The organism is Halocynthiibacter namhaensis (assembly GCF_000812685.1).
GTDB lineage: Bacteria > Pseudomonadota > Alphaproteobacteria > Rhodobacterales > Rhodobacteraceae > Halocynthiibacter > Halocynthiibacter namhaensis.
Map to the genome: position 1 here is coordinate 76,105 of NZ_JWIF01000058.1, position 19,350 is coordinate 95,454.

The 19,350-nt window shown below is 55.5% G+C and carries 19 protein-coding genes; 11 read left to right on the forward strand and 8 right to left on the reverse strand.

Annotation, left to right across the window (positions count from 1 at the left end):
- Positions 1-25 precede the first annotated feature (25 nt).
- The gene (locus RJ38_RS11625; protein WP_039019043.1) at positions 26-1,486 is read right to left on the reverse strand and encodes an FAD-linked oxidase C-terminal domain-containing protein; all 1,461 of its coding nucleotides are present in this window, start codon (positions 1,484-1,486) and stop codon (positions 26-28) included.
- 120 nt (positions 1,487-1,606) lie between these two features.
- On the opposite strand from RJ38_RS11625, the gene RJ38_RS11630 reads away from it, so the two are divergent.
- Positions 1,607-1,960: a hypothetical protein gene (locus tag RJ38_RS11630; protein ID WP_039019044.1), complete on the forward strand. Its 354-nt coding sequence runs from the start codon at positions 1,607-1,609 to the stop codon at positions 1,958-1,960.
- 204 nt (positions 1,961-2,164) lie between these two features.
- On the opposite strand, the gene RJ38_RS11635 is transcribed toward RJ38_RS11630, so the two are convergent.
- The 4 genes from RJ38_RS11635 to RJ38_RS11650 are packed head-to-tail and all read right to left on the reverse strand — an operon-like array spanning position 2,165 to position 8,955.
- Complete coding sequence (locus RJ38_RS11635; protein WP_039019045.1) at positions 2,165-4,252, reverse strand: membrane protein; 2,088 nt, start codon at positions 4,250-4,252, stop codon at positions 2,165-2,167.
- A 4-nt stretch (positions 4,253-4,256) separates the two neighbouring features.
- Positions 4,257-7,034, reverse strand: coding sequence for a DUF4159 domain-containing protein (locus tag RJ38_RS11640; RefSeq protein ID WP_039019046.1), 2,778 nt, complete (start codon positions 7,032-7,034; stop codon positions 4,257-4,259).
- Positions 7,031-7,939, reverse strand: coding sequence for a DUF58 domain-containing protein (locus RJ38_RS11645; protein ID WP_238321689.1), 909 nt, complete (start codon positions 7,937-7,939; stop codon positions 7,031-7,033). The genes RJ38_RS11640 and RJ38_RS11645 overlap by 4 nt, the downstream gene beginning before the upstream one ends.
- Positions 7,936-8,955: an AAA family ATPase gene (locus tag RJ38_RS11650; protein ID WP_039019047.1), complete on the reverse strand. Its 1,020-nt coding sequence runs from the start codon at positions 8,953-8,955 to the stop codon at positions 7,936-7,938. The genes RJ38_RS11645 and RJ38_RS11650 overlap by 4 nt, the downstream gene beginning before the upstream one ends.
- A 74-nt stretch (positions 8,956-9,029) precedes the next feature.
- Here RJ38_RS11650 and RJ38_RS11655 point away from each other — a divergent pair, with 74 nt between their 5' ends.
- The 9 genes from RJ38_RS11655 (at position 9,030) to RJ38_RS11695 (ending at position 15,051) form a co-directional block, all read left to right on the forward strand.
- On the forward strand, positions 9,030-9,632 hold the full coding sequence (locus RJ38_RS11655; RefSeq protein ID WP_039019048.1) for a DUF1285 domain-containing protein: 603 nt from the start codon (positions 9,030-9,032) through the stop codon (positions 9,630-9,632).
- Positions 9,633-10,367 carry a hydroxypyruvate isomerase family protein gene (locus RJ38_RS11660; protein WP_039019049.1) on the forward strand — a complete coding sequence of 245 codons (735 nt, stop codon included), beginning with the start codon at positions 9,633-9,635 and terminating at the stop codon, positions 10,365-10,367. It begins immediately after the preceding gene.
- Between the two features lie 66 nt (positions 10,368-10,433).
- On the forward strand, positions 10,434-10,820 hold the full coding sequence (locus RJ38_RS11665) for a VOC family protein (RefSeq protein WP_039019050.1): 387 nt from the start codon (positions 10,434-10,436) through the stop codon (positions 10,818-10,820).
- A gap of 3 nt (positions 10,821-10,823) precedes the next feature.
- Positions 10,824-11,510, forward strand: coding sequence for a helix-turn-helix transcriptional regulator (locus RJ38_RS11670; protein ID WP_039019051.1), 687 nt, complete (start codon positions 10,824-10,826; stop codon positions 11,508-11,510).
- A 108-nt stretch (positions 11,511-11,618) separates the two neighbouring features.
- Positions 11,619-12,212, forward strand: coding sequence for an NYN domain-containing protein (locus tag RJ38_RS11675; RefSeq protein ID WP_039019052.1), 594 nt, complete (start codon positions 11,619-11,621; stop codon positions 12,210-12,212).
- Between the two features lie 142 nt (positions 12,213-12,354).
- Positions 12,355-12,771: a hypothetical protein gene (locus RJ38_RS11680; protein WP_039019053.1), complete on the forward strand. Its 417-nt coding sequence runs from the start codon at positions 12,355-12,357 to the stop codon at positions 12,769-12,771.
- 51 nt (positions 12,772-12,822) lie between these two features.
- The gene (gene nth / locus RJ38_RS11685) at positions 12,823-13,488 is read left to right on the forward strand and encodes an endonuclease III (protein ID WP_039019054.1); all 666 of its coding nucleotides are present in this window, start codon (positions 12,823-12,825) and stop codon (positions 13,486-13,488) included.
- Between the two features lie 21 nt (positions 13,489-13,509).
- A complete protein-coding gene (locus tag RJ38_RS11690; protein ID WP_039019055.1) occupies positions 13,510-14,502 on the forward strand; it encodes an adenosine kinase in 993 nt (330 codons plus the stop codon).
- A 162-nt stretch (positions 14,503-14,664) separates the two neighbouring features.
- The gene (locus RJ38_RS11695; protein ID WP_039019056.1) at positions 14,665-15,051 is read left to right on the forward strand and encodes a hypothetical protein; all 387 of its coding nucleotides are present in this window, start codon (positions 14,665-14,667) and stop codon (positions 15,049-15,051) included.
- Here the strand turns inward: RJ38_RS11695 and RJ38_RS11700 are convergent, their stop codons facing one another.
- From RJ38_RS11700 to clpS, 3 genes are read right to left on the reverse strand one after another with little or no spacing between them, the layout of a single operon-like run.
- A complete protein-coding gene (locus RJ38_RS11700; RefSeq protein ID WP_039019057.1) occupies positions 15,052-15,858 on the reverse strand; it encodes an SDR family NAD(P)-dependent oxidoreductase in 807 nt (268 codons plus the stop codon).
- 56 nt (positions 15,859-15,914) lie between these two features.
- Positions 15,915-16,922 (reverse strand): class I SAM-dependent methyltransferase, encoded by a 1,008-nt coding sequence (locus tag RJ38_RS11705; protein WP_039019058.1) that lies wholly within the window; start codon positions 16,920-16,922, stop codon positions 15,915-15,917.
- A 6-nt stretch (positions 16,923-16,928) separates the two neighbouring features.
- A complete protein-coding gene (gene clpS, locus RJ38_RS11710; RefSeq protein WP_420319419.1) occupies positions 16,929-17,264 on the reverse strand; it encodes an ATP-dependent Clp protease adapter ClpS in 336 nt (111 codons plus the stop codon).
- 492 nt (positions 17,265-17,756) lie between these two features.
- Here clpS and RJ38_RS11715 point away from each other — a divergent pair, with 492 nt between their 5' ends.
- Positions 17,757-19,346 carry a D-alanyl-D-alanine carboxypeptidase family protein gene (locus RJ38_RS11715; protein WP_202903883.1) on the forward strand — a complete coding sequence of 530 codons (1,590 nt, stop codon included), beginning with the start codon at positions 17,757-17,759 and terminating at the stop codon, positions 19,344-19,346.
- Positions 19,347-19,350: the final 4 nt, after the last annotated feature.

Consider the following 19,350-nt stretch of genomic DNA (forward strand, 5'->3'; position numbering starts at 1 on the left):
TCTTGCTCCAAATACTCCGGGGGAGTCAGCTTGCTGACGGGGGCAGCGCCCCCTTGAGACGACGGGCCTCAGTATGAGCCAAAGGAAAAACCTTAGCCGCATTCAACAGCCAAGCGGGGTCAAACACGTCTTTCACGCGCAACTGGGCTTCGATATCTGCGGGGGAATATTGATAATCCATCAGGTCACGTTTCTCGACCCCAACGCCATGTTCACCGGTCAGACAACCACCGACTTCGACGCATAGTTTCAGAATATCCGCGCCGAAACTCTCGCAGAGTTCAAGGTCGCCGGGCTTATTGGCATCAAACAGGATCAGCGGGTGCATATTACCATCCCCTGCATGGAAAACATTTGCAACATCAAGGCCGTAATCCTGGCTCATCTCACCAATGCGGCGCAGGACATAGGGCAATTCGGACACGGGGATCGTGCCGTCCAAACACATGTAATCATTGATCTGTCCCATGGCCCCAAAGGCGGATTTTCGGCCCAGCCAGATCGCGGCACTTTCCGCGGCAGATGTGCTTTCGCGGAACTCAGCCGGGTTGTGTTGCATGGCGATGTCTTTGATCAGGGACAGCTGATGATTGATCTCATCATTTGACCCTTCGACCTCGACAATCAACAGGGCTTCCACATCGGGATAACCGGCTTTGGCGAAAGCTTCGCAGGCACGAATGCAGGGGCGATCCATGAATTCAATCGCCACCGGCAAAACGCCTGCACGAATGATGTCAGAGACACATGCGCCCGCGACCTCATTGCTGTTAAAACCGATCATCACCGGCCGCGCACCTTCTGGGGAATGCAGGATGCGCAGGGTTGCTTCGGTCACAATTCCAAGCTGGCCTTCTGATCCGCAGATCAAACCCAGCAGGTTCAATCCACCGCCAGCATCCGGGTATTCCCCTCCGATTTCAACCACTTCGCCATCCATCATCACGACAGTAACGCCCAGCAGGTTATTGGTGGTCACACCATATTTCAAACAATGTGCGCCGCCGGAATTCATCGCGATATTGCCCGCAATGGCGCAGGCCAGCTGGCTAGAGGGATCGGGTGCGTAGAAGAACCCATCCTCCTGTACCGCGCCGGTCACGGACAAATTCGTCACCCCGGTTTGCACCTTGATAAAACGGTTGTCATAGTCGGTTTCGATCACCCGGTTCATGCGGGCGACCCCGATGATCACGCAGTCTGCCGTCGGCAAGGCCCCACCGGCCAACGACGTGCCCGCGCCGCGTGGCACAACGGGTGTTTGTTCCTCATGGCAGATCCGCAATGCGGTCGACACCTCATCCGTGGTGCCGGGCAAAACCACGCACATAGGCGGGCAGCGATAGGCAGTCAGCGCGTCACATTCATAGGCGTGTAATTCGCGCGGGTCAGAGATTACCGGGCAATTGGGCAAGGCCGCACGCAAGCGCGCGGTGATGCGATCTTTGCGGTCCAGCACCCTGGCATTTGGCTTGGGCATTTGCATGAGGTTTCTCCCACGGAGGCATGATTGGTAAAGTAATATAACCAATTCTCATCACACGCAAGTGAGTGGAGTCCGCCTCCGTCCTATGACAATATGAATTGACCCTAAGAAAGGCTTACCATGTTTCGATTTATCATTGCGCTCTGCGCCGTCGCGACCCCTGGTTTTGCCGATGATGCCGTGGTTGAATCCGTAAATACCCGCGCCGATGGTACAGGTTGGAGTTTCAGCGTAACCCTGCGCCATGACGACACGGGCTGGGATGATTACGCCGATGGTTGGCGTATTGAAGATGCTGACGGAAACATTTTGGGCACGCGCGTGTTGCACCACCCACATGTGAATGAACAGCCTTTCACGCGCAGCCTCTCTGGGGTGGATGTGCCAGAAGAGCTAAAGCAGGTTTATATCCGCGCCAGAACTTCTACCACGGATTGGAGTACAAGCCGTGTAGTTTTCGATCTGGTGCCATAGGGGACCGGTCCGATCCAACAACGACGGATTTCCCGAGTACTTTAGGAAAGGTGAAAAACACACCTTGAGCTCCCTAGCGGCACAGTATCAAAAGAAAGCTCCGAAGGCCCACTGGACCAAGCCCCCCCCAGATCAGAACAATTACAAGGCCAATCAGGTCTTTTCCCCGGCATGTTTTTGCCTTCATATCGGCATTTCCAGGCTTCATACACGCCGACCTTCATAAAGCCAGGCACCCGTTGTCATACATATGATCATCAGCAGCCATGCCCATAGGGGCAATAGCGGTTGGCGGGTGATGTTGAGCGTGCGGGTCGCGTTGCGTTGTAACAGCCCCATCCAATTGCGCCCGGCGGCCGGGCGGCCTGCGCGGGTTGTGCGCAGAGATGGCAGGGCGTTTTCAACCAGGAAGCTGCCGCCATTTGCGCTGTCGATCAACGGGGCAAGGATATCAGGCGTTGCAATCGTGTCGATGAATTCACGCGGGGCGGCGGGGCCTAGGGCGACGACGGCCTCGGCATCAGCCGATTTCAGACGATACAGGCCAGGTTCAGGTGCATCCCAGCTGGTGGCAAAATGGCCCGGCGTCGTTTCAATCAGCGGCAATGTGACGGTATCGCCCGAGGGGGTCGTGATCTCGACGTCTTCGATCGTGTCGGACAGGGTTTGATGGATGACCTGCATGGATTGACCGCGCGGTTCAGCGAAAAGGCGTTCTTCTTCCAGCTCGGGTTCTTTCATCATCCAATGGGCAAGACGGCGCAAAAGTTCGGCCTGTGGCCCACCCCCTTCATACCCCCGCGCCCAAAGCCAGCTTTGATCTGATCCAAGTAGCGCTATGCGTCCTTCCCCAGCACGATCCAAGACCAAAAGTGGGGTGTCATTGCCGGACATAATCGTCTGGGAGTCGGGTTCAGCGACCAGTTCAGTTTGACGCAGCCAACGTCCCCAAGGTGGCGTTTCCACATCCGGCGCAACATTCAAACCACGGGTCACAGGATGCCGTTGCCCGAGGTCCGTGATGGACGGAAGATAGCCGCGTTCCAGCACTTGGCCAGTGGGGCCAGCGGGCAAGACATCGGATAGGGATGAATACCACAGACTGTCCACCGAGGCGTAATCCGGGCCAGCCGCGACCAAGACCGCGCCCCCGTTGGTCACGTAATCGCGCACAGAGTCAAAATACGATCCAGGCAGAATGCCCCGACGCTTGTAGCGATCAAAAATGATCAGGTCGAATTCGTCAATTTTGTCGATGAACAGCTCATGGGTTGGGAAGGCAATCAGGGCCAATTCATCCACGGGAACGCCATCTTGCTTTTCCGGCGGGCGCAGAATGGTGAAATGCACAAGATCAACAGAACTGTCAGATTTCAATAGGTTACGCCATACGCGCTCGCCTGCGTGGGGTTCACCTGAGATCAAAAGAACCCGCAGGCGGTCACGCACCCCATTGATGCGCAGAATGGCTTGGTTGTTGCGATCCGTCAGTTCCCAATCCTGCATCGGGGTGGCGAATTGCAGGGTGTTCATGCCGCCATGTGGCAGGGTGAATGGCAAGGTGAAATCACGCCCAATTGGGGCATTCAGGGTGATCGGGTCGGCCCCATCCACCGAGATAACAAGTGGGGCCGAGATATCTGATGCTTGGGTTTGTGACGCCGGATTTTGTACAGCAGCAAGGTCGTCGATGCGCAGGGTCAATGTGATCTCTTCGCCCATGATCGCGAAACCAGGGGCATTTTTGACCGTGAGACGGCGGTCTCGGTCAGTGGCACGGCCAGTTTGCAAAAGGTGAAACGGCGCATCTGTCAAAGCGGGGAGGACCGCAGGCATATCATGCACCACCCCATCCGAAATCGCGATGACCCCCGCGATTTGATTTGCCGGAATATCCGCAAGCGCCTGGGTTAAGCTGGCGATCAATTTGCTGCCCTGATCATCTGCCGCATCGGCCATATTCACGACCCGCAATTCACTGTTGCCGCGGTGTGAAACCTTGTCGCGCAGATCGGCTAAAGCCGTCGCGGTTTGCGTGCTGCGCCCCCCGATCGTCTGGCTTGCGGTTTCATCAACCAGGGCCAGGATAACGTCATTTAAAGGTTCACGTTCTTCTTGCTGCAATGATGGGTTTGCGATGGCGAGTAATAGCAGGCCTGCCGCCCCCATGCGCAACACCCAGCCCGCCAATCCGCGCCACGCAGCAAAGGCCGTGAGAGCAAAAGACAGCACAATGGCACCGATCAAAACAGAGGCTGGGATCAACGGATCAAAGAGAATATTTTGCACCATGACGTTAATTTCCCAACCGTTGCAGCAGCTCAGGGACATGCACCTGATCGGACTTATAGTTGCCCGTCAGCACATGCATGATCAGATTGACGCCAAAGCGCAAAGCGATCTCGCGTTGTTGACGCCCAGCACGCCCGCGACCCACGGGCAACATATATTGGCCACGTTCCGTGACCGCCCAAGCCGAGGCCCAATCATTGCCCCCAATCACCACAGGGGTGACCCCATCGTTAAGGTTTCGAAAGGGCATGCCTTCGATTTTTTCTTGGCGGGCGGGGGCCGCTTCGACCCAAACATTGGGGCTTCGATGACGGCCAGGAAATTCCTGCAACAGATAGAACGCCCGCGTGAGAACATGGTCTTGCGGGACGGTTTCCAAAGCAGGAATATCCAACACCCCCGCAAGGTCGCGCAATTTGCGTTGGTTTGGCCCATTGCTGCTCGCAAGCCCAACGTCACGCGTGTCAAACAGGATCATCCCGCCCGTGCGCAAATATGCGTTCAACCGGGCAATGGCAGCATCGGATAGATCCGGTTGAACCGGGCTGATGGGCCAATATAAAAAGGGGTAAAAGGCCAATTCATCCTGTTCAACATCCACGCCAACGGGCAAGGCAGGTTCAATGGATGTACGCAAAATCAACACACGCGCAAGGCCACGCAGGCCCGCTTTGGCGATGTTATCGACCGCATCATCACCGGTTAAAACATGGGCAAATGTGACCTCAGATGTGACAGAGATCGCCTGTTGATCCGCGCTGATATTGGCTTGGGCGACTGTCTCTGATGGCGTCAAAAAACCGACAGCAGCGACCATCGTCATGACCGCCGCCGTGCGTTTCAATCCAGACAGCCCCAAGCGCCCCGTCAGCGCCAAAGTCGCAAGCGCGTCGACCAACAGAAACGCCAAAGCGGTTAACAGAAACCAGCCGGACAAAAGGGTTTCTTTCGCCCCCTCAAACCCTTCGACAGTGACATGCGCAGGCCAGCGGGCTGTTGCCAGTTCTTGGCCGGTTTGCATGACGTTTAAGGCGATGGTTTGACCCTCCATGCGCCAAAGGCCGGGGGGGGTTTGGCGGCTTGGACGCGCTTGAACAAGCAATTCGCCATCCACACCGGCCAGATCTTTGGCCTCATGGACACGTCCGAACCCATCCAAGACGCGATCCGGGGCCCAGGTGGTCCCAGCGAGGGCGTCCGGGGCGGCCGCCGTGCGACGTGTGGAAACGGACAAACGTTCCAACATCGACACGAAGAGACCGGACAGAGGAAGGCTGGTCCAATCGGCATTGGCGGTGGTGTGAAACAGCACGACACGGCCCTGCCCCAAGCGTTTGCGCGTGACCAACGGGATGCCGTCCTCAACCGCAGCAATCACGCGATCAGAAAGGTTTGGATCGGGCTGCGCGACGACTTGTGAGGTGACCAAGACATCATCTGGGATGGTTAAGCCATAGAAAGGCGACGTGTCGTCAAAGGGCAAAAGCCCCTTGGGATCACCCCAGGACATGGCCCCCCCAAGCGAACGCCCGCCCCGACGCAAACGCACGGGCATAAGCCCATCTTCGCGGTCGCGCGACAGATCACTTGCGGCCATACGCGGGCCTGCAAAGCGCAGCAAAAGACCGCCCTGTTCGACCCATTCGGTCAGGGCTTTTTTATCATTCGCAGGCAGGTCGGCAACATCGGCGAGGATGATCACATCGGGTGACGCGGGCAGGATATCACCAAATTCCCCGGTCAGAATATCAGCGCCGGGCTCCAATGCTTTGCGCAGGTAATACAGCGGATCAAGCAGATCCAGACCTTCCTGATTTGCATTTGAAATCAAGGCGATCTCGCGGCGATGCAGGCCATCATCCGCCAAGCTGACAGCGCCTGCAGTGGCCTGATCTTTGATCACAAAACGCTGTACACGATTGCGCAATTCGGGCTGCATCGCAAGCGACATTGTCGCCGTGTCCGCGCCTGAAACGAAGTTTGCGCTGCCTGCGCCTAGGATGACTTCACGCCCGGAAGGATCCGGCCCAATGGCGTTGATCTGAACCTCGGAGGCGGTGGCGTTTGCCACGCGGCGTACCGTAAATTCCAGACGTTCATCTTCAAACACGACGGGTTCCAAACCATAGACCGGACGCGCCCCTTCAAAGACCGTCACCCGACCGAAGTCTGACAGGGTATCCAGGATATCCCCCCGCCCGTCATAGGCCAGGCCATCGGAAAACCAGAAGCTGTCAAACGCTTGGTCGGACAGTGCCGTCGCCCATTGTGCAAACTGATCGCTGTCGGGTTGCCAAGGTGCCGGCGCAAAGCCAGCGACTTGACTGCGGGCGGTATCGGCACTGGTGAACGTCAGATCGCCCACGGGCAAATCTGTAAGCGAAACAACCGCAACTGGCCGTGCATTTCGACCTGCTTCGTTAATGATCTCAATCACATGGCTTTGGCGTTGCTGCCAATCCCGCGCCGAGGCCCAGCTGCCATCAAGGACGACCAACAGCGGCCCATCGCCTTCGCGGGCGATTTGGGGGTTTAACACTGGCCCGGACAGGCCGAATATCACGCAGGCAAGCGCCATCATGCGCAGTAAAAGCAACCACCACGGTGTGCGGTCTGACTGGCTGTCGCGGTCTTTCAGACCCAGCAAAAGCCCCACGGCCGGAAAGATGCGACGCACGGGTGCAGGTGGTACGGCACGCAGTAAAAACCAGATGACGGGTAAGATAAGCAGTGCCCAAAGCATCAAGGGGGTCGTGAAACCAAGGGGGCCGAAAGTGATCATAGATGTCGCCTTTCAAGCGCTTGGTACATCCACAAAAGTGCCGTGGCGGCAGAAGCGTCGCTGTGGTGGCAACTGTGCTGCCAGCCGGCGCCTGTGGAGTGATCGCGGATCTGGGCTTTGCGGGCATTCAGGCGGTCAAGATAACGGTCGCGCAGATCAATTGCACGCAGGGTTTCATGACGCAGCGCACCGGATTTGCTTTCAAATATTGTGCGCCCTTGCCAGGGGAATGCTTCTTCAGCCGGGTCAAGGATTTGCAAGGTCAGCCCTGTGACACCAGCGGCTGACGCCTGATCTATGGCCTGTGAGAACACCTTGGGATCATTCAGGAAATCGGAAAGGATCACCAGTTGTGTATTGGGGCGTAAGGTACGCAGATCGGGGCTGGCGAAGTCATCTGCCTCGCCGGTGTTCAATGCTTCAAGGGCTTGGGTCATGCGCAGGATTTGCGTGTCGCCGCTGCCCGCAGAAATGTCATCAGAGGGGGTCGCGCCGATCAAACCGAACCGTTCCCCGCCGCGCTGCAAAAGCATGGCACAGGCCAGGGTCAAAATGGACGCGCGCGTTGATTTTTCGGGGGTGTTTTTGTCGCTGCTGTAACGCATTGAGGCCCCAGGATCGACCCAGAACATCACGGTTCGCGCCAGTTGCCATTCCCTTTGGCGGATGAAATTTACGTCTGATTTCGCGGAACGACGCCAATCAACATGACGCAATTCATCACTGTCTGTGGCGGGGCGATATTGCCAAAACTCATCCCCTTGGCCCGCGCGCCGGCGACCATGAAGGCCGGGCAGAACGGTTTGGGCCAGACGTTCAGCGGCGGCCAAAAGCGGTGGCAGGCTTGCCGATATTTCCGCGCCACCCCGGCGCAATGCGCGGGCTGTCACCGGGGGATGATTCACGCGGCGGCCCCTTTGCGAGTGGATTGCGCAAGGATGTCGTTGGTGACCTGATCAATTACTGCGCCAAGGTCCTGACCCTGTGCGCGCGCACCAAATCCCAACGCCATGCGGTGCATCAAAACCGGGCGGGCAAGCTGGGCAACATCATCAGCGGAAGGCGCGAGGCGACCGTCAAGCAAAGCCCGGGCGCGCACGGCAAGCATCAAGGCTTGGGCCGCACGTGGACCCGGCCCCCAAGATACGGAATTTCGTGTTATTTCAGGCGCTTGACTATCATCAGGACGGAAAGCGCGCACGAGATCAAGGATTAAATCAACGACACTTTCGCCCACGGGCATACGGCGCAGAAGGGTCTGGGCCGCAAGCAGATCATCGGCGTTAAAAACCTGTTTGGCGATACCTTCATCCACACCCGTGGTGGCCAAAAGAATGTCGCGTTCCACCTGACGGTTGGGGTAATTCACCTCGATCTGTAGCAGGAAACGGTCAAGCTGGGCTTCGGGCAGCGGATAGGTGCCCTCTTGTTCAATCGGGTTTTGCGTGGCGAGCACATGGAAGGGCTTGCCAAGGGGGCGGTGTTGGCCCGCGATGGTGACCTCTTTTTCCTGCATGGCCTGAAGCAATGCGGATTGGGTGCGTGGAGAGGCGCGGTTGATCTCATCCGCCATCAAAAGTTGGCAAAAAATCGGACCCTCAATAAAGCGAAATTCGCGGCTGCCGTCGGCTTTGGTTTCCAACACTTCTGAACCCAGAATATCGGCAGGCATCAGGTCAGGCGTGAATTGAACGCGACTGCCATCAAGCCCCATGACGGTGGAAAGGGTTTCAACCAACAGCGTTTTGCCAAGGCCCGGCAGACCAATCAACAGGCCATGACCGCCAGACAGCAAAGCGGTCAACACAAGATCAACGACCTGTTCCTGACCAATGAAGCGCCCGGCGATCTCGGATTTTGCTTGGGCCAGTTTTTCGCCCAATGCTTCGATCTCTGCGACAAGATTTTCCGCTTCTGCCATGGTGATATGCCCCCGCTGTGGTTAAGGTCGTAATAGAATATGCGTATTAAAGGCCGGATTGGTGCAAAGAACAAATGACAAAACCAACAAGTGACCCGAAAACTGCCGCCCCATCGGCGGAAAACCTCGCATCTGCGGTGAAAAAGGCCAGTAAAAAGGGCCCGCCCCCGGTGCATCTGTGGAATCCTGACTTTTGCGGCGATCTGGATATGCGGATCGCGCGTGATGGGACGTGGTGGTATCTTGGGACGCCCATGGGCCGCAAGGAATTGGTGAAGCTGTTTTCATCGATCATTCGCAAGGATGGGGACGATTATTTTCTGGTGACGCCCGTTGAAAAAGTCGGAATCACCGTCGATGACGCGCCCTTTGTGGCGATTGATTTTGACGTGACTGGTGCTGGTGAGGATCAGGTTTTGACCTTCACGACCCATGTGGATGATGTGGCGGTGGCGGGCCCCGAAAACCCCATTCGTGTGGCGCGTGATCCCGAAACTGGCGAACCATCACCCTATGTTTTGATCCGGGCGAATTTGGAAGCGCTTATTGATCGCAAAAGCTTTTATCGGCTGGTGGACATTGGCGCGCATAAAGATCTGGACGGTGAAAGCTGGTTTGGGCTGTGGTCGTCTGGGCAGTTTTTCCCGGTTATTCCTTCAACAGAACTGGACGTTTAGATGCCTCGTTTTTGTGCGAATTTAACGATGTTGTTTCAAGAAATCCCCTTGGCAAAACGGTTTCAAGCGGCGGCGGATGCCGGGTTTGATGCGGTGGAATTGCTTTGGCCTGATGAGGCCGAGGAAAGCCCCGAAGAACTGGCCCGTCTTGCCCAGAATGCGGATCTTGAATTTGCCTTGATGGACACGCCACGCGGCGAAACCTGGGGCATTGCGGCCCAGGCAGATCAGCAGATTGCGTTTCTCAGTCAGATGGTGAAAACCATTGATATGGCTGACATATTGGACGCAACACATGTGCATGTCATGGCGGGTTTGGCCGGTGATGACGCCAGTGATGTTCTGACTGAAAACCTGATCCAGGCCTGCGACATGGAGCCCTATCAAAGCTTTGTCATTGAACCGATCAGCCCCCAAGCCGTGCCCGGATACGGGCTGAACAGTTTTGATCAAGCGGCAAAGATTTTGGCAAAAGTAGATCGCCCAAATGCCGGAATGTTGCTGGATACATTTCATGCGATGAACATGGGGCATGATCCGTTGCAGCTTTGGAGAAAGCACGGCGATCTGATCCAACATATTCAAGTGAGCGGGTACCCCAAACGTCATGAACCTGTGGATGGCTATGATTTCCCAGCATTTTTCAAAGCCTTGGATAAAGCGGACTATGAGGGCGTTGTCAGCGGTGAATACAACCCCAAGGGTGAAACCAAAGACGGATTGCGGTGGTTCTAACCCTCCTGACATAATGCTGTCAGGAGGGGGCTGTCATAAGGCGCGTAGAAACTGAAAGGACGGCTTATGACCACTGCAAACTTCAAACCTCAAAACGCCCTCGTTTGGGCCGAGATCCCTGTGACCAACCTGGAAAACGCCATCGCGTTTTATGGGGCTGTGTTCCAATATGATCTAGAAAAGATGGATATGGGGCCAAATATGATTGCCCTCATCCCAACGGCGGACGGCCAGGGCGTGGCCGCGAATATCTATGAAGGCAAACCCGCAAAGGACGGGTCCGGTGCGACGTTGCATCTGGCGGTTCCTGACAATGTTGAAGATGCCGCCACACGTTTCAAAGCCGCAGGTGGTGAAGTTCTGGCGGGGGATCCGGTGGTTATTCCTGCTGGGCGTTTCGTCTATGGTATTGATCCTGATGGAAATTCCATCGGGTTGTTTGAAGGGAATTAACCCATGCGGCGTGCGGACCGACTGTTTCAGATTGTGCAATATTTGCGCGGTGGTCGCCTGACCACGGCGCGGATGCTGGCGGATCGTTTGGAAGTTTCGGACCGCACTATTTACCGTGATATTGCGGATTTGATCGGTTCCGGCGTGCCAATTGATGGCGAAGCCGGGGTCGGTTATTTGATGCGCGACGGCTATGATCTGCCGCCGCTTATGTTCACCCATAAGGAAATCACGGCGCTGGTGGCGGGCGCGCGTTTGATCAAGGCTTGGGGTGGTGCCGAAATGGCCGCCGCCGCCGAAGAAGCACTTGTGAAAATCAACGCCGTGTTGCCGGATCGGGATCGTGTTCATGCCGAGGCCGTGCCTATTCATGCGCTATCGTCACCCGGTTTGGATGATGACGTGCGCGCGCGGATTGATCAGATCGAGACCGCCTGTGACAGAAAGCTGCGCTTATCGCTTGCTTACGCCGACGTTGAAGGGGCGCAAACCACGCGCATTATCCGCCCGCTGGGCCTGTGGTTTTGGGGCAAGGTCTGGACGATTGTTGGCTGGTGCGAGCTGCGCGAAGATTTCCGCATGTTCCGCCTTGATCGCATACGCGGGCTGAGTGAAGGTGAACGGTTCCGGGATGAACGCGGCAAGCGATTGGTGGATTTCTATGCACTGATGGATAAAGAGTGCCCCTAGGAAAATTTCTAAGAATTCATGCATCTTTAGATTGAAAGCCATCAACAAGCGTGCAACGTATAAACACATATAATTCGCCATTTGCATCCCACTTCAAAGCTACGATAAATGATCATCCCTGCCCTATTGTTCCTGCTGTCTCTCGCCGGTGTTTGTGTTGCTTTTTTGCTGCCTGGTTGGTCCGATTTGGGCCTGGTGGCCTTGCCGTCCGCAATTGCGAGCGCAATACTTTTGTTGCGCGCCGCCTTTGCCAGACCACCTCAGAACCCTCAAAAATGGATCGTGATGGATGGGTCCAACGTGATGTATTGGAACGGTGAAACGCCACAAATTCAAACCGTGAAGGATGTGGTGCAGAAGCTCAGGGAACTTGGCTTTACCGTTGGGGTGATGTTTGACGCAAATGCTGGTTATCTACTTGAACACCAATATATTCACGATCAACGCATGGGGCGTATGTTGGGATTGCCGACGGATCAAATCATGGTTGTCCCCAAAGGCACCCCCGCCGATCCCTATATTTTGCAAGCCGCACGCGACCTGGGCACACGGATCGTAACCAATGACCGCTTTCGCGACTGGGCACAGGATTATCCCGAAGTTGCTGATCCCGGCCACCTTATCAAGGGCGGGTACAGATCAGGAAAGCTTTGGTTGGATTTGGACAAGGCCAAAGATGTTGCGTCAATGTCTGACGCATAAGTTCGAACCTGATCCCAAGCGCACGTTGGACCACATGATTGCTTGTACATCACTGTGATTTTGCCTGCGGTCTTCCACCACAGTTCATGCTTCCCTAGGCGTAAGGTATACCGCCGGCACTTGGTATCATAGTGAGTTCCCCATGCCCCATACGCATCCCTTTTTCGAGAGCCGTCAAAAGCCGCTTGCCTTGGTAGCCGCGCTTTATGTGTTGTTTTTGGTCTTATCCCACTGGCAATTGCCCCCCGTGCATGTCTGGATCATCGCGGCGTTCTTTTCCATCATCATGAATTTCACCTATGTGACCGAGGCCTTAAAACAGCCCAAACACATCAAGATCGAAGCCCTGATTGCGACAGTGTTGATCACCGCGTCCATCCTAGGGGTTTTCGTTGCTCCGATCTTTGTGATCGCGGCCATTTTCAGCCACGGCGTTTGGGATATTGCCAAGCACCGGGGGGCGGGAGTGCCGTTTTTCAGTTGGTATACGCTCAGTTGTTTTACGGTCGACACGCTATATAGCGTCAGTTTGTTGGCCTATTGGGTGCAGGTCAGCTAAACGTCCGCTAAACACTGGACCCCTGCCCCACATCCGGGCATAAAACCGGGCATGACTTCTAGCCCAGCCAAACCCGCCAAGCAAATGTCCTATCCCGTGTTGAAGGAGATCTTCACGCGGTTTCGAGACCTTGAACCTGAACCCAAGGGCGAACTCGATCACACCAACGCCTATACATTGGTGGTCGCTGTCGCCTTATCCGCGCAGGCGACGGATGTGGGGGTGAATAAGGCGACGAAGGAATTGTTTAAGGTCGCGGATACGCCGCAGAAAATGTTGGATCTGGGGATTGATGCCCTGACGGATCACATCAAAACCATTGGCTTGTTTCGCCAAAAAGCCAAGAACGTCATGAAAACCGCACAAATCCTTGTGGATGAATATGGCGGTGAAGTTCCATCAAGCCGGGCCGCTTTGGTCAGCCTGCCAGGGGTTGGGCGCAAGACCGCGAATGTCGTGTTGAACATGTGGTTCAAACAACCGGCGCAAGCGGTGGACACGCATATTTTCCGCATTGGTCATCGCAGCGGTATTTGCCCTGGTAAAGATGTGGACGTTGTGGAACGTGCGATAGAAGACAACATCCCCGCCGAATTTCAACATCACGCCCATCATTGGTTGATCCTGCATGGACGTTATGTTTGTAAGGCGCGTAAACCAATGTGCAGCAATTGCGTGATACGTGATCTCTGCCTGTTTGAAGATAAAAACCTGTAACCCGTAAAACCGGAGACCCCGATGAGCAAGAAATACAAAGTCGTAGGCATTGGTAATGCTATTGTTGATGTGCTGACCCAATGTGATGACACGTTCCTTGACCATATGGGGATCGAAAAAGGCATTATGCAGCTGGTTGAAAAAGACCGCGCAGAGACGCTTTACGGTGCGATGGAAACACGTGTTCAGGCGCCTGGTGGTTCCGTTTGCAACACTTTGGCGGCGCTTGGTGCCTTGGGTCTGGATACCGCTTTGATTGGCCGCGTGCGCGATGATGCATTGGGCCGGTTCTATGTGGAAGGCACCGAAGCGGGCGGCACGGCGTTTGTGAACCCACCGGTGACAGACAGCGATCTGCCGACCTCGCGTTCCATGATTTTTGTGTCACCAGATGGTGAGCGTTCCATGAACACTTACCTCGGTATTTCTGCGGATATCAGCCCGGCGGATGTGTCTGAGGCCGTCGCATCTGATGCGGAATATATCTTCTTGGAAGGCTATTTGTTTGACAAGCCAGAAGGCAAAGCAGCCTTTACAGCGGCGGCGAAAGCCTGTCGTTCCACTGGCGGTAAAACCGGGATTTCCCTATCTGACCCCTTCTGTGTGGATCGTCACCGCGATGATTTCCGCCGTTTGGTCAAGGACGAATTGGACTTCGTTCTGGGCAATGAAGAAGAATGGTGTTCGCTGTACGAGCAAGAGAACGTCGTTGACGCTTTGGAAATGGCCCGCAAGGAATGTGAACTGGTTGTTTGCACCCGTTCCGGCGACCCCGTGATTGCCATCCGTGGTGACGAGAAAGTCGAGATCCCAGTTGAGCGCGTCACGCCCGTGGATGCAACGGGTGCAGGTGACATGTTCGCCGCTGGCTTCCTTTATGGTCTGGCAACAGGTCAAACACTTGAAACATGTGGTAAAATGGGCACCACGGCCGCTGCGGAATGTATCCGTCACATCGGCCCACGCCCCAAAAACGACATGAAGACAATTTTTCAATCAGCTGGCCTGATTTGATGATAAAATTCAGATCGGCGGGGTATCTCTGTGTCCCGCCGGTCTGTTGTTAATGCGATGTAAGCAATTATGCTGGACCGCATATGCCGTTCCAACACGCTGCTTATTCGCGCAGGTATAGATGTAAAAGTTTTGATGTTACCCATAAGGACGCGCAGGATCATGAAATTCCACACGGCTTGGATGTTGCCCTTGGCAATCTTAATTTCCGCCTGCAGCACCCCACGCGAACGCTGTGAGGCAAGTGCCTCTGAAGAATTGCTGCGGGTTGAAAGCCTTATTTCGCAGCTCGAACTGGATATTGGTCGGGGATATCGGGTCGAGCAGGAATTGCGACCAGGGTTTGAGCTGCGCTTTTGTCATGATGTGAACAACAGCCTGCGCTGGTGCAATCATCACGTCACACGCGTTTCTGACAAGGAAGTCGCGATTGATCCGCTGGCGGAACAGCGCAAACTTGACGGTTTAAACGCCCGTCGGGATGTTCTGGTTCAGGAATACGGCGCGGCTTTGGCACGCTGCACCGCAGAGTTCCCCGCAGAAGATTAATCAATGCGCAGGGACAGCGACCGGGTCAATCAATGTGCGCCCACCATCAACGTTCAAGACCTGCCCCGTCACAAATGCCGAACTTTCAGAGGCAAAAAACTGCGCGACTTCTGCAACTTCGCTGGGGGGCGCTATGCGGCCCATCGGCGTATGTGACACGATCTCGGCGCGGTAATTGTCGTTGGCTTTCAGTTCATTCAGCAGACTGGTGCTCAGCACAGAACCAATCGCAACCGCGTTCACACGGATACGTTCTGGCGCAAGTGCGACCGCCAAAGTCCGGGTCATTTGTTCCAATGCTGCGGCGCTCATGGAATAGGCAAGCAAGGCTGGATGGGTGTGGCGTGCCGCAATCGAGCTAAGGTTAATGATCGACCCCAAGCAGTTCTGATCCTGCGCATCACCATCCGATTGCGCGATCATACGTTTTGCGACCGCTTGGCTGAGGCGAAGGGAACACATAAGGTTCTGATCCATCAGCTCGGCAACCATATCTTCTTTTGGTTCCAGCGGGTTGGATGGTTCAACTTGGCGGGCCGCATTCACAAGGATGTCCACCCGATCAAAGGCATCAATCGTGGCAGACAGCAGGTTCGCGATGGTCAGTTTCTTGCGCAAATCGCCAGCGAACCAGCGCACATTGCTGTCCTCAGAGATCTCGCCCAACTCGTCACGCAACTTGCTTTCGTCACGATCGGCAAAGACAACATTTGCGCCGGCCGCAGTAAAATGGCGGGCAATGGCGAGGCCGACGCCGTTGGCGGCCCCGGTGACAATCGCGGTTTTACCGGAAATCGAAAATGACATGGTTCATCCGTGTTGTGATTCTAAGGAGCGTTTCAACAAGCTGAGCTTATGCGAATTTATCGTTTGGCACGAGAGCGCGTATTGGGGATCATCGCTTTGAGCACTTTAAAGCCACTTTCCAGCACCACCTGATCCACGGTGCGGAAGTGTTCTTTCAGCGTTGCCTCATAGGGAAGGCCCTGATTTGCAACGACCCAAAGCGTGCCTTTTGGTGTCAGCAGCTCAGCGGCATTGGTCAAAAATGCTTGGCCCAACGTGGGTTCAGCGGCGCGTCCCACATGGAAAGGCGGGTTGGTTACGACCACATCCACGGGCTCGGACAATCTGATTGACCGCGCATCCCCCCAGTGAAATTTCGCACGCGGATCTGTGATGTTTTTCTGGGCGCAGTCCAAAGCAGTCTTGCTGGCTTCGATGATATGTACGGTTTCGATATCAGGGTTTTGCAACATACCCGCCGACAAATACCCCCAGCCCGCACCAAGATCCGCGATACGGCGGCCCGGGCGTGACGGCAAAACAGAGGCCAGCACAGACGAGCCCTTGTCAATTTTGCTTTCTGAAAACACGCCGGGTGCAGTTGTGAACCCATCAGGGCCAGGCGCCATGCCTGCGTGCCATGACGTGAAGGCTTCGCCGCGTTGCGCCACGGGCAACAGGATAAATAGTTTGCCATGTGCGCGTGAAAACGCGTCAGATGTCGGCGTCAACTTTCTGGTGGCTTTCAGGATGCTCTCGATCCCGGAAGTCTTATTGCCGTCAATCGCGATCGGCCCGGTGACGCGGGCACAGGCCTCGGCCACCCATTTGCGGGCCAGGCTTTTGGACCGAGGCATGCAAATCACCGCCGCCGCGGCCTGATCGGGCAGTTGCTGTTGCACACGAAAACCTTGGGCTTTGCGCATTTCGACGTTGGGATAAAAGTCGTCGATAATGATCACACGATCTTTGGGCAGGGTCGACAGATCGGCCTCAGTCTCTGGTGCAAAAATCAAAATGTCGCCATCTTCAGGCAACAGGAAAAGACCGCTTTCTAGCGCGGAGGGAAGTCTGGCAGACAGCATAAAATTTTACTCTTTTTCCATGGTGCATTGAAGCGGGTGTTGATTCTGGCGCGCCGCTTCCATGACTTGTGCAACTTTGGTTTCTGCGATTTCGCGGGTGTAGGTCCCAACGACCGCCAAACCTTTCTTATGTACAATCAGCATGATCTCAAAGGAGGCGGCGTGATCCAAGCTGAAGTAGCGTTCGAGAATATGTACGACAAATTCCATCGGCGTGTAATCATCGTTTAACAACATGACCTTATACATCGGTGGACGTTGCGTTTTCGGTTTGGTTCGGGTCAGCGTGCCGACGTCACCATCCGCGTCATCCCCGCCGTCATCCGATGACATCACTGTCATCAGTCGTTCTGCGTTCATTTTCGTCAAGTCGTGCAAAATAACATTCCATCGCAAGGGTCGCCCAGAGTATATAGCCCCCTGAACACCCGTGAAAAGGGGCATTCCGTTAATGTCGGAGAAATCCCCCCAGATTAACCACAATTGCCGTTGATACAGCCGCAAGATACGCCCCCTAAATAGAATCTGATGCAGGGAAATATGTGCGGGGCTTGGGCGCTGGTGCATACCGAAACGCGACATGGCACGCGGCTGCATTTTGAGATCGGAAACCAGAAAACCCTGCCCGCGCGCCTACTGAGATCACAAGGTATATAGATCCCGACCGCCCGTCACCACAATATCTTGTAGTCATCGGCGGATTAACCACAGCTCTGAGTGCTATGAAAAATAAAGGTTTTCCAGATCCGGACCCTGTGTTAGCATCAAGGTAATAATAATAAGCTGACCGAAAAATTCGGCGGCATGAGGCAGATAAAAAAGGCAGGCGACGTGATGACACGTCTTGGGTATTTGCTCCGTTCAGGGGCATTCTATTTCTTTTTGGCAATTGTGCTGTTCACAGGTTTCGCAACGGCGGCGCCCTATGCAGCTATGGTGATCGACGCGCGATCAGGCGAGGTCTTGCATTCGCGCAATGCAGACACACGCTTACATCCCGCATCTTTGACCAAGATGATGACACTTTATGTGGTGTTTGAAGCCATCGAAAACGGTGAAATTTCATTGGACACACAGGTGCGCATTTCGCGCAATGCCGCGGCTGAGCCACCGTCAAAGCTGGGGCTTCGTGCGGGTCAAACCATCCGTTTGCGATATCTAATCCGCGCGGCTGCGGTGAAAAGTGCCAATGACGCAGCCACCGCATTGGGTGAAGCGATCGAAGGATCAGAGGCGGCTTTCGCCCGCCGCATGACCCGAACCGCACGCGCGCTTGGCATGTCTCGCACGACATTTCGCAATGCGCATGGCTTGACGGAAGCTGGGCATTTGTCCACCGCGCGCGACATGACGGCCCTTGGTCGGCATCTGTTTTATGACTATCCAGAATATTACAACCTGTTCTCGCGGCGCACCACCGATGCCGGCATTCGCCAGGTCAACAACACCAACCGGCGTCTTCTGGCCAGCTATCGCGGCGCAGATGGCATCAAAACCGGATACACGCGGGCTGCGGGTTCCAATTTGGTGGCCTCGGCTGAACGCGGCAGCGAACGCATTATTGCGACTATGTTTGGTGGCAGCTCATCCGCCGCCCGCAACGCACGCGTCGCGCAATTGCTTGACATGGGCTTTGAACGCGCCCCCACACGCGTGGCTGTACGCCGCCCGGCCCGGCCACGATATACCGGCAGCACACCCGCAGTTGCGGCGGCCGCACCCACACGTTTGGTGACGGCAGTGACGACCTCGCTTGTGCCAGTCTTGCGCCCCATCCGTGTCGCAGAAGCACCCGAAGCGCCTGCCCCTGATGAGGATCTATTGACCGCATTGGAAAACGAGATCGCAAGCGCGGTTGAAGAGATCCAAGCGGCTGAAAACGCACAAGAAGTAGAGGCTGCAGTCATTGAACCCGTAGAAGAAGTTGTTGTTGCGGAAGTCGAGTCAATTGAAGTGCCAAGACCGGTGCTAAACCAACCCGAACAGGTCGAACCCCAACCGGAAGTGATTGAGATAACAGCGACAGTTTTGGCCGCAGTTGAGGCTGCCAGCACCCCGCCGGTGGAAACATTGCCTGCCCGCTTTGTGCCAACTGCCGACACCCCGCGTCCGGTGATCAACACCATCGTGCCCGAATCCCGACCCGTACAACAGGAGCCCGTGATCATCACACGCCTGTCTGGTTCAGGTGGGCGCGATTGGGGTGTGAGCTTGGGCAAATACGGGTCACAATTCGAAGCAGAACGCGTTTTACTGCGCACGGCATTGGCCGAGACCTCGGCACTGGATGGCACATTGCGTCGGGTCAGCCGTGGTGGCGGTGGCTTTGAAGCCAAGTTCACAGGCCTGTCCCAGGACCGCGCGCAACTGGCCTGCCGCCGCTTGCAAGCCAGATCACAAGATTGCGAAGTTGTAAGACCGTAATTTT

What these genes read in the sequence shown, in the direction of transcription:
- clpS (WP_420319419.1), bottom strand. Translation starts at nt 17,264, where the DNA reads ATGACAGTGATGTCATCGGATGACGGCGGGGATGACGCGGATGGTGAC.
- RJ38_RS11640 (WP_039019046.1), bottom strand. Translation starts at nt 7,034, where the DNA reads ATGATCACTTTCGGCCCCCTTGGTTTCACGACCCCCTTGATGCTTTGG.
- RJ38_RS11635 (WP_039019045.1), bottom strand. Translation starts at nt 4,252, where the DNA reads ATGGTGCAAAATATTCTCTTTGATCCGTTGATCCCAGCCTCTGTTTTG.
- RJ38_RS11695 (WP_039019056.1), top strand. Translation starts at nt 14,665, where the DNA reads ATGAAATTCCACACGGCTTGGATGTTGCCCTTGGCAATCTTAATTTCC.
- RJ38_RS11665 (WP_039019050.1), top strand. Translation starts at nt 10,434, where the DNA reads ATGACCACTGCAAACTTCAAACCTCAAAACGCCCTCGTTTGGGCCGAG.
- nth (WP_039019054.1), top strand. Translation starts at nt 12,823, where the DNA reads ATGACTTCTAGCCCAGCCAAACCCGCCAAGCAAATGTCCTATCCCGTG.
- RJ38_RS11675 (WP_039019052.1), top strand. Translation starts at nt 11,619, where the DNA reads ATGATCATCCCTGCCCTATTGTTCCTGCTGTCTCTCGCCGGTGTTTGT.
- RJ38_RS11630 (WP_039019044.1), top strand. Translation starts at nt 1,607, where the DNA reads ATGTTTCGATTTATCATTGCGCTCTGCGCCGTCGCGACCCCTGGTTTT.
- RJ38_RS11660 (WP_039019049.1), top strand. Translation starts at nt 9,633, where the DNA reads ATGCCTCGTTTTTGTGCGAATTTAACGATGTTGTTTCAAGAAATCCCC.
- RJ38_RS11715 (WP_202903883.1), top strand. Translation starts at nt 17,757, where the DNA reads ATGACACGTCTTGGGTATTTGCTCCGTTCAGGGGCATTCTATTTCTTT.
- RJ38_RS11655 (WP_039019048.1), top strand. Translation starts at nt 9,030, where the DNA reads ATGACAAAACCAACAAGTGACCCGAAAACTGCCGCCCCATCGGCGGAA.
- RJ38_RS11670 (WP_039019051.1), top strand. Translation starts at nt 10,824, where the DNA reads ATGCGGCGTGCGGACCGACTGTTTCAGATTGTGCAATATTTGCGCGGT.
- RJ38_RS11700 (WP_039019057.1), bottom strand. Translation starts at nt 15,858, where the DNA reads ATGTCATTTTCGATTTCCGGTAAAACCGCGATTGTCACCGGGGCCGCC.
- RJ38_RS11705 (WP_039019058.1), bottom strand. Translation starts at nt 16,922, where the DNA reads ATGCTGTCTGCCAGACTTCCCTCCGCGCTAGAAAGCGGTCTTTTCCTG.
- RJ38_RS11650 (WP_039019047.1), bottom strand. Translation starts at nt 8,955, where the DNA reads ATGGCAGAAGCGGAAAATCTTGTCGCAGAGATCGAAGCATTGGGCGAA.
- RJ38_RS11625 (WP_039019043.1), bottom strand. Translation starts at nt 1,486, where the DNA reads ATGCAAATGCCCAAGCCAAATGCCAGGGTGCTGGACCGCAAAGATCGC.
- RJ38_RS11680 (WP_039019053.1), top strand. Translation starts at nt 12,355, where the DNA reads ATGCCCCATACGCATCCCTTTTTCGAGAGCCGTCAAAAGCCGCTTGCC.
- RJ38_RS11690 (WP_039019055.1), top strand. Translation starts at nt 13,510, where the DNA reads ATGAGCAAGAAATACAAAGTCGTAGGCATTGGTAATGCTATTGTTGAT.